This is a genomic window from Methanospirillum sp. (assembly GCF_035406105.1).
GTDB lineage: Archaea > Halobacteriota > Methanomicrobia > Methanomicrobiales > Methanospirillaceae > Methanospirillum.
Map to the genome: position 1 here is coordinate 1 of NZ_DAONKG010000083.1, position 9,688 is coordinate 9,688.

General features: G+C 47.3%; 9 protein-coding genes. 1 reads left to right on the forward strand and 8 read right to left on the reverse strand.

Annotation, left to right across the window (positions count from 1 at the left end; all coding sequences use genetic code 11):
• The 7 genes from PLA23_RS06460 to PLA23_RS06490 form a co-directional block, all read right to left on the reverse strand.
• On the reverse strand, positions 1-854 hold an 854-nt coding region (locus tag PLA23_RS06460; protein WP_324474505.1), incomplete at its 3' end, for a cation:proton antiporter.
• The gene (locus tag PLA23_RS06465) at positions 851-1,447 is read right to left on the reverse strand and encodes a response regulator (RefSeq protein WP_324328262.1); all 597 of its coding nucleotides are present in this window, start codon (positions 1,445-1,447) and stop codon (positions 851-853) included. The genes PLA23_RS06465 and PLA23_RS06460, both read right to left, overlap by 4 nt.
• A gap of 150 nt (positions 1,448-1,597) precedes the next feature.
• A complete protein-coding gene (locus tag PLA23_RS06470; RefSeq protein ID WP_324474507.1) occupies positions 1,598-3,565 on the reverse strand; it encodes a type B DNA-directed DNA polymerase in 1,968 nt (655 codons plus the stop codon).
• A 1-nt stretch (position 3,566) separates the two neighbouring features.
• A complete protein-coding gene (locus tag PLA23_RS06475; protein ID WP_324474509.1) occupies positions 3,567-4,085 on the reverse strand; it encodes a hypothetical protein in 519 nt (172 codons plus the stop codon).
• 60 nt (positions 4,086-4,145) lie between these two features.
• Positions 4,146-5,870 (reverse strand): amylo-alpha-1,6-glucosidase, encoded by a 1,725-nt coding sequence (locus tag PLA23_RS06480; protein ID WP_324474511.1) that lies wholly within the window; start codon positions 5,868-5,870, stop codon positions 4,146-4,148.
• 37 nt (positions 5,871-5,907) lie between these two features.
• The gene (locus PLA23_RS06485) at positions 5,908-7,041 is read right to left on the reverse strand and encodes a glycosyltransferase family 4 protein (RefSeq protein ID WP_324474513.1); all 1,134 of its coding nucleotides are present in this window, start codon (positions 7,039-7,041) and stop codon (positions 5,908-5,910) included.
• Positions 7,023-8,477 carry an alpha-amylase gene (locus PLA23_RS06490; RefSeq protein ID WP_324328270.1) on the reverse strand — a complete coding sequence of 485 codons (1,455 nt, stop codon included), beginning with the start codon at positions 8,475-8,477 and terminating at the stop codon, positions 7,023-7,025. Before PLA23_RS06490 ends, PLA23_RS06485 begins: the two co-directional genes overlap by 19 nt.
• Before the next feature lie 163 nt (positions 8,478-8,640).
• On the opposite strand from PLA23_RS06490, the gene PLA23_RS06495 reads away from it, so the two are divergent.
• On the forward strand, positions 8,641-9,081 hold the full coding sequence (locus PLA23_RS06495; RefSeq protein ID WP_324474515.1) for a hypothetical protein: 441 nt from the start codon (positions 8,641-8,643) through the stop codon (positions 9,079-9,081).
• Positions 9,082-9,094: 13 nt separating this feature from the next.
• Here PLA23_RS06495 and PLA23_RS06500 read toward each other — a convergent pair.
• Positions 9,095-9,688, reverse strand: a 594-nt coding sequence (locus PLA23_RS06500) for a class I SAM-dependent methyltransferase (protein WP_324474516.1), incomplete at its 5' end; no start/stop codon positions are given.

The window sequence follows — 9,688 nt, forward strand, 5'->3', positions numbered from 1 at the left end:
ACAAAGAAGATAGAGGCAAATATGATCTGCAGGTATTCTGCTCCTTCTTTTAAGTCCTTGCTCCGGCGAAGTCCCACACTCTCCATCGAGACACCGGCAAGGAATGCTCCAACGATCCCTGACAAACCAACCAGATCTGCAACCATAGCATACAAGAATGCGATCATCATTGCTGTGATAAAGACAAATTCCGGAAATTTTTCTGCTATCCGTGAGTGATCCAGTTTCATAAGGAATGTGCTGATAACCGATACCCCCAGAAGGCCGAAAAGTACCATAAACCCGATTGCCTTTACAAAGACGAGGACAATCCCTTCTATGGTAAATGAACCGGACACAACATCCTCAGTTATCGCCAGGGCAAGTAAGCTCAGGACATCATCTATGACAGCAGCCCCGATGATGGCTTTTGCTGCTTTTGATTGGAGCTGGTTTATCTCCCTGAGAACATTTGCGGTAATTGCAATACTGGTTGCGGTAAGCGCAGTCCCGACAAAAAATGCACCCTGTGTATCAAAATGAAACAGGAGAGCGGTTGCATACCCGCCAATCCACGGAATGATAACCCCGAATCCTGCGATAAAACCATATCTGATATTGAATATTTCACGGATATTAAATTCAAATCCAATAACAAACAGGAGAATAATGGCACCAAGATGTGCAATGCTGCTTACAAAATCGGTGTATGTCACAAGACCCAGAACACTAGGTCCTACGATAAGTCCGACCAGTATCTCCCCGATAACCGCCGACTGATTAATCCGGGAGGCGAGAAGATATCCAGCCAGGGCTACAAATAGGAGCAGGCTCATCTGAAACTCAATTGATGACATGACACCTTCAGCGCTCATGATGATTCCTGATTTGGATGATATTGATTATTCAGTTCCTCATGGATTGCCCTGACAAGGGTAAGAATCTTCGTGATATGCTCCCCGCTCTCCGGGCTCATATCAGGGGTTTTTTGTAATATGTGGGCTGACTCTTCAATGCGTTGCAATTTTTCGTTTATCGACTCTTTTATACTCGTCCAGTATTGTTCATGTTGTTTTGCTGAGATTTCTGCCTGACTTCTCCTGACAAGGTGCCGGACCGCATTTGCAAGCTCGGTAAAGAGTGGTTTTGGGTCACCTCCCTTTTGCAGATAAAAATCAGCGCCATAATTGAGTGCCTCAATAACGATCTCTTCCCGTCCTTTTCCGGTAAAGACGATGAATGGTATGGTGGGATTTTCATTTCGTACACATTTGAGCAGTTCAATACCATCCATGTCAGGCATATCATAATCTGAAATAATCGCATCAAACGATTCATTTTTCAGCCTGAAAAGCCCTTCTTCAGCCGATGCTGCAACCTCAACATCAAGGTCTGCCTCCTCTTTCAGATAAATCTGGGTAAGGTTAAGGAGGGTTGTTTCATCATCGATATACAAAACACGAGTCATTTTTTTATGTGGACATGCAGGGAATTTTCATCGAACCTGAGTGTAGTAGTATCATCCCTGGTGAAATTTCTTTTTTACTCCCCGCCAGCAGATCAATGATTTCTGATCTGACATCTCCAATTCCCGGTGAAATTATCATGGATCGAACCGTCAAGGAATCATACAGGTGACCTCCTTATATGCCTTTTCAAGAATACGGCCATAATATCGTGTATCAATCCCCTGTGGATCCCAGGAGGGATCAACGATAAGACGTTTCTCATCCCTGACCAGGAATGATACATCCATGCCCGGTTCCACGGGTACGTTGCAGTCCCTGTACCGATCCAAAACCGCCTGAGCGATACAGTGCCTGTTGTACTGTGCCCGCCCTATCCGGCGGGTGATAATAAAATCTTTGAGATCTGCATGGGTCAGGTTGTCCTTATAGTGAGTGTATACAGAGAACAAGTACTCCCGTGCATCAGCAAGATCAGAATAATGGTGATATGTGCCAAGGTATTCCAGCATCTCATTCTGCATTCGTACAATGTATGACGGTGTCGTCCGGCGGTTTGCCAACATCCCCTTTATCTTCATTCTGCCATGTTTCAGCCGACCAAAATAGGAGCAGTATGATCCACTTCCGTCAGATTGTGGAAGAAATACCACCCAGTCATATGTATCGGCCTCTGTATGAAATGATGTCATGTGTTCGATCGCATCCTGGATTACTTTAGCATGACCTCCCCTGATAAAGAGACAGTCAATAATTGCATGGAGGACTTCCCCACCATAGGATTCAGTAAGGGTTACACAATCTTTCAGGATACGGGTGGCAGCCCGGGTGATCTCCTCATGAACCTCAATCCTCCCGAATCGTGCATTTTTGTATCCGGTGTATCCAAAACAGGTGACCAGCATCCATTTTAATACCCCGTCCATCCCTGCATAGGATGGATCGGTTTTTTTACGTTGTTTGGTGGTATGTCGGAGTGAGATAACCGGTTTTAATACAGATGGAAGAAAACCGGGTTTTTCCCTGTTCTGTAAGGTTTCAGGGGAAAGGTCCTCTCTGACGATAATGGATGGGTAAAAGGAAGTAAAATCGATCTGGGTTACATCGGCAAATATGCCCGGTGGAGGCTGAAGCAGATATCCTCCCCGGTAATCAAGTCTCATATCTGTGATATTCCTGCATGCCTCTGCATCACTCTTCCGGAAAGGAACCGCAAATCCACGGGCAAGTGCCTCAAATACTTCATATGATGAGATGAGCGTCCCCGGTGTCAGCCGGCAGGTAAGATTGGGTGACAGGCCTGCCAGTCGTGATGCAAGGAAAATGCCCCTGATGTCACCTTCACGATACATAAAACTCTGCCGTGTATCAATGATTATCCGCCCTTCCGGAATCTTTGCCCCAAGACGGTGCTCCATTCTTCCGTAACTATAGTAGGAGCGGGGCGCGATGGTATGAAATCTTCCGGTTCTGCTTAATGTGTTTCCAAGATGATACGTTCTGGCAAGGGTGTAAAAAATTCCTGACCAGGTATCATAGTCTGGAAAGAGGATGATATCCGGATCCTGATCCTGAATAATTGCGAACATATCCTCAGCAATATGCGCATCCGGACCGTCAAGCACCCATTGTCGAGATGATGTGGTGATGGTGACCCTTCCCGGATGCTGACACCGGTGAGGATTTTCACTACAGATGATCTCCATCTGGTCCAGATGCGGCTGCTGATCAGGAGAAAACCGATCCGCAGTGGCATATCCTCCCACAATCCGGCTGTTTTGTGCACAAAAGATCTGTTCCGGCCGGATATCGACATTAAAAAGCCGGGCCTGGTACAAGGTCTGCTGCTCTATCTTTTCTGCAACTTCCCGTCCTGCCTGAACTCGATAACCCTCCTCTTTTCCGTAGATGGTGGTGATCTGACAGGGGGTTACCGGGTATGCAGATGCAAGACCATCCAGCAGATCATAATACTGGTGGGGATCCGGAAAGGAGAGGAAGAATTCAGGCTCCAGGGTATGGTGCGTACAGGAGAGATGACCATCGATCTTCTCCCAGATATCTACTCCGGTTTTAGTCCTGGAAATATCAAGCAGAAAAGGATCTGATTCCGTGGTCATCTCATACCTCCAGGGAGAGTTGTTTTGATAGTTTTCTCTTTTTTAGAGGAACGGGTTTCACCGGTGTTTGCTGGATCAAAAATATCCGGTGAAAAAAGGGTTCAAGAACCTGTATATACATATCAGGATATGGCGCCAGAAGAAGGACGCCGGAATTTTTCATAGCATATTCCCTGAGCCGGTGACCGATGATAGGGAGCAGGTCTGCCCGATCTTCAAAAAGCGTTCGATCATGTTCGAAGATAAGAAATGACTGGTACGCTTCATCAAGGATAGTCAGGATCTGGTAGGCGGTCAGTGCTCTTCTGACGACGAACCTATCTCTGAACCGATCCTGCTCCGGGAGTATCACCGGGTAATTGCCACACAAATAGAGGATAAGGCCGGTCTCTTTTCTGAGATATACACCCGGCGCCAGTGTCAGATCCTCGACTGGGGCAATGAATGCGGTGAATGTTCCGCTTGAGACTGAAAATTGTGAGAGGAGAGGAACTGACATACCATAGCAGGATGTCTGCATGCTCCATATAAGGGTAAAGGAAACAGGGTGAAAGTGAAAATCACATATAAATGAAAGTACTTACTCGTCGTTGCGGGTCCCCTGTAAAGAAAGGATGGTATTTCTTGCTCTGATGAACTCGCCGGTACTCCGGGCCTGACAGATGGCTCCTCTGGGAGTATAGGGAAAATCACCATCAAATAATTCGGGGATCATTCCGCATCCATCGCTCAGGAAATAGCTTGAGAGGGGATGAAGTACCCGTGATACATGCCAGGGATGTTCACCGTACTGGATGAGAGCGTCTATATACCAGGCCATGAGCCAGGGGCAGACCATCCCATTATGACAGAAAGCGTCTCCTGTATAGGTTCCCTGATACCCTGGTGAACCAGGCGCAAGGGTCCGTGGCCCGTATGGTGTCAGCAGGGTATTTTGAATCGTATCAAGAGCCCTTCTCCCTTCCTCAAAAGGAACAAGACCAAGGGCCAATGCTATCAGCTGATTTGGCCGGACTGCCGCATCGTCCGGATCCAATACATCATACAGGCATCCCGTCGCTTCGTTCCAGAATGAATAAAATGAGCGCCGTACCTGTTTTGATGAGACCGGAACATTGATTTCCAGGTACTCGCAGACCTCGAGGGCCAGTACCCACAGTGCATTGATCTCGACGGGCTTGCCTTCCCGGGGTGTATACCGGGTATTCATCCAGGTAGAATGAGGACTGACCGTGATGAGATCGTGTTCCATACTGGTATGGACCGTCTCCGGATATGACATGATGAGCGATTCAAGATCAGGGATTATGCCGTCAACAAAAGGTGAGTTCTGCTGTGTCTGCAGGTACTGAAATAATGCCCAGAAAAACCAGAGAGAACCATCGGCCGAATTGTATGAGTCAGGGATCCGGTCCGGTATCAGCCCTCCGTTTCGGTGGCGAAGATACTGCCTGAAGAGATCTTCTGCCTGATGATACCTGCCATATGCAAGGAGCAGTCCTGGCATGCTGATGAATGTATCCCGTCCTCTTGCCTGCATTAACCCGTGATACCCGGTGATAATTTTGCCGTTTTGTATGCAGAGGTGTGATGCCCGGTTTATGAGATCCCGGGGAGGAGCAGGAGAGGTGCGAAGGTGATATGTCCCGCCCGGATATACTCCCAGTTCTATGATATCATTGGTAATAGTTCCGGCAAAAATGCCAGGAGAGAAGAGATCCTCCTGATCTTCATATCCCCGTGCAGCATCCAGGGGATACCGTGCATGGAAGTAGTGGTGCTCCTCTGATGTAAAAGGAAGTGTGCACCTGAACTGATAGCCGTTCCAGTCATATCCTCCCTGGACCGGTTCGACCTGGATCTGATGTTCAGATCCCAGATCATGGATACTCCGGTCGATCATAAGAGGACGGATCTCCAGATCTGCCGTCCCGGTAATCTCCCATCTGATACGAAGACCCTGATCCAGTTCCCGTGTTCTGGTTACCAGTGCCGAACCAAGGAAAAATTCTTCGGTAACCGGGTATAATCGTGCCGAAAGGATGTGAGCAACCGATTCATGAATAGGACGATCTCCCCACCACCCCGGAAGAAGAGAGATGCCGTTGATGGTTTCATGAAGAGATGAGAGAATTATCCGGCCATGATCAATAAAAAGGCCATGATATCGCCGGGAGTTTCCCGCAAAAGAAGATGAGCAGTATGCCTCATGGTATGTCATGAGATACTCCCGGCCTGATGCAATGGCTGGTTGCGTGAGTTCTCTTCCAAATCTGATGGTATCCGGAATGAACGCTTCATCCATATCAGTCAGGCACTCTCCCGGGGAAACATAGAAATCTTCAGTTCATTGCCTCGCGATATACGTACATGACCTGATCTTTTATTGCATCCCAAAAGAACCGCCGGTCAACCTGATTATATCCGCCACGGGCTAACCTGATCCGTTCATGCGGGTTGTCGAGGTAATAGGTCACTCCCCATGCAATACCTTCTGGTGTGGGATCTACAACCAGTCCGTTCACCCCATGTTCAACATTTTCTGCAAGACCCCCTACCTTGCTGACGACCACCGGTCGGTTTGCACTCCATGCTTCGAGGAGGATGATGCCAAACGGCTCGTTTCTGCTTGGAATTACCACGATATCACTGGCATGCAGAAGTCTGACATACTCTGCATCTGATATAAATCCGGGAAGCTGCACCGGCCAGCCCTGTGTTCTTTCAATCAGCCAGTCCCGCATCCCCCCTCCACCGGCAAGAATGAATGCGGTATTCCAGTGCTTCTCACGGATACGGGGTATCGCATCCACAAGGATGTCCGGCCCTTTCTGATATGCCATCCTCCCGACATAGGTAATCAGGGGCGTCATATAATGAAGCCCATACTGTGCTTTGATAGATCCGGGATCGATGCTCACATCAAACTGTTCTTTTACCACTCCGTTTGGAATGACATGAATCTTATTGGGATCTGTCTTATAAAGGTCAAGAACCTCATTTCGGAGCGTCCATGAGACCATGATACACCGCCGGGCGATAAGCCCCGCATACCACTCTTTGCTGCAGATCTCATGGTACTCCCACCAGTCACCATGAACATTCCCGTTTCGTCCATACTCGGTCGAATGGAATGAAAATACTGTTGGGCGATGCTGGAGAAGATGGAGCGCTTCGGTTACATGCCAGTCATGGAAATGAAGTACATCAAAGGCGGGGGTATCATACTGGAAAAACCTCTGTACCAGCCCCCGTGAGAGATCTGCACAGTATTCCACTATATTATTCCCGTGCGGCCGATATACGTGATAGTATACGCCGTTCATTTCAAAATCCTCATCACCCCTGGTAAAGAAATGAACCTCATGATCCTTTGCAAGGGCCTGTGCCAGATAGGTGGCTGCATTTGCAAGACCTCCGACCCGGTCACTATAGAGGTTTTCCCAACAGAATATAGCTATCTTAAAGCGGTCCATAATTCATGCCTCCGGGTGTCTGCTGCGAGAATCAGTTCCTGCCTGTTCTGTGCCTTTTCCAGCGCCTGAGCCAATGGTTCATCCCCAAGGACAGTGCGGCACCAGGTAACAAAATCACCTCTCGTATGATGATAGTCAATAGAATCTGAAGGTGCAATCTGAAGCATCTCGGCAAAATGATCCATATCAAACGCAACATGACCTGTATATCCTACCGGACTTGAGAAGTAGAATGCATCATCTATGGGTAGAGAACGGAGTGGGTAGAGATACTCCTTTTTATCCATGGCATCAATTTCCCGCCCGACAAAATCCGCGAGAACGTCCATATAGGTAATAAAGGCTTCATGTTCCGGCTGGTGACTGAAATACGAATGAACTTCACCGCATGAACCATGTTTACATGACATATAGTAGAAATGATCGCTAATCTGGAGGCATCGCCAGGTATGTTTATCAGTACAGAACGTGGAGGCTCGCTGCACTGCCCTGAAGGCATTCTTCTGTTTCCTGTTTTCAATCCAGGCGGTGCCATCCTTCTCTGCATCTGCCCAGGAAATCGGGAGCGGAATAGAGAACTCATCCCGTACCGGATATGAAAGAAGATCAGAGGGTTTTACCATCTGAACACCTGCGTTTCGCATTTCCGGACCGAGATGTCTGAAGAACTCATGAATTCCGGACTCTACCCAGTAATGTTCTCCGATTGTTTCATAATCGATAAATACGGGAACAAAATCGCCAGGGGTCCGTGATACCCACTGGGCATACCTGTCTGCTGTCAGAGGCCATGCGTCCCAGTCCCGGCAGGTAAACCGGAAGGCAATGTCATCAGAGAGTCTGAAATTACGCATAATAACCGGAAGACCGGCACACCGGTACAGATAGTTCGGACTTCGCCATTGCAGGATATGGTCAACTCCTTCGGTAAAACAGGCATCAAACCCCAGATCCTTTACGGTTGCTGCTATCCGGTTATCAAAGAGAAATTCTGTATTTTCAAAAACCCGTGGCGATACACCAAAGACATCTTTAACAAGCTCCCGATGCAGGTTTACCTGGTCACAAAATTCATCCATCGTCCAAAAGAGGCTTGCAATACTGTGAAAGTAAGTCTGCCCAATCATCTCGACATTTTTATGGTTCGCAGCCTGCCTGAAAAGATCAAGGACATCAGGCGCCCACTTTTCCATCTGTTCTATAAGAACACCGGAAATGGAGAATGCACAACAGAATCCGTCATCAAGCTGGTCAAGAATGATTGAAGTTGCCGGCCCGTAACACTTCTCGCATACTCTGAGCAGGATCTCCTTATTGGCATCGTCAAAGTAGCGCTCCATCGGATCATCCGGGCCGCTTGCTAAACGAGGTTTAAATCCCTTTTTAAGGCGATATGGCTGATGGAGTTCAAACCCGATGCAAAAACGCTGATTCATACAATCCCCCGGTTTTGTTTTAAAAAGAGTTTTCCTGTGCTGTACATGACGGATGACTGAACCATAGTATTACTTTTCCGGTATTCATTATAAAATGTGCGTGGCTTGTTCTATCATAAAACAGATGAACCGACAGCGATAGAAAATAATAAACCTGATGCCAGTGGAGTTTACATCAATGGATAGTGCAATCCTTCAGGCTCTCGCGGATCCTGTTGTCATAATTTTCATTCTGTGCACCCTAGTTGCGATAATCGGCAGATTTCTTCGTTCCTGGATCATCTCCTGTTTCATGATTCTGCTCTTTGGGCTGCTTATTATCATCGTCGCCATTACAATAGGACAACTTGCAGGCCTTGCAGATCAGATACGCTATCTTATTACTGCGCATTACTCGTTCTTTTCTACTATCACCCTCACCCTCCGGGATATCATTCTTATGGTGTTTGTAATCCTTGCCTTTCAGCTCTCGCTGGCACTCCACGTGACACAAGCCGATGTGGAGTTTCAAAAACGATTTTTGTGGCTCCCAAGAAAAACCATCTGTCATTACGAGATGGAATATACCTTTGAGGCACTCTCGAAAAAACTGAAAGGAAAATAATAAAAAAACAAAACTATTTTTCCGGCTTCTTTCCAGCAGCGATTAGGTTGTAGGCAAGATAGGGGATATTATCCTCGATAAATGACTCAACTTTCTTTGCTATCATAAAAAGTGGTCCGGCAAGATTAAAGTGTGCAAAGGAGCATCTGAATATTTCAATCTCCTCAAATCCTGCCTTTTCAAGAAGGTCATACATCTCCTTTGCAGAATAATAATGCTCCGCAAATGATCCTACCCCGACCCGGCGTATCTTCATTTTGGCACCGATAGAATAGAGGGCCGGAAGACTTGAAGTAAAGATGTTTCTTCCAAGCGTACACACCGCAATTCTGCCCCCTGGGACAAGAACGCGGTAACAGTCAGAAAGAGTCAGGCCCGGGTTTTGCAGATATGAAAACGCCAGAAGACTTGAGATTGAATCAAATGTATCAGATACAAAGGGGAGGAATTCTGCATTTCCAACAACATAGGGCAGCATTGGGAATCGTTCCTGTGCCTTTCGTATCATGCCAGGGGAGATGTCAATGCCGGTTGCTGTCCGGTGTTTTCCTTCCCGGAGATACCGATCTAAAAACAGCCCGGTTCCGCATCCGATGTCAAGGAGATG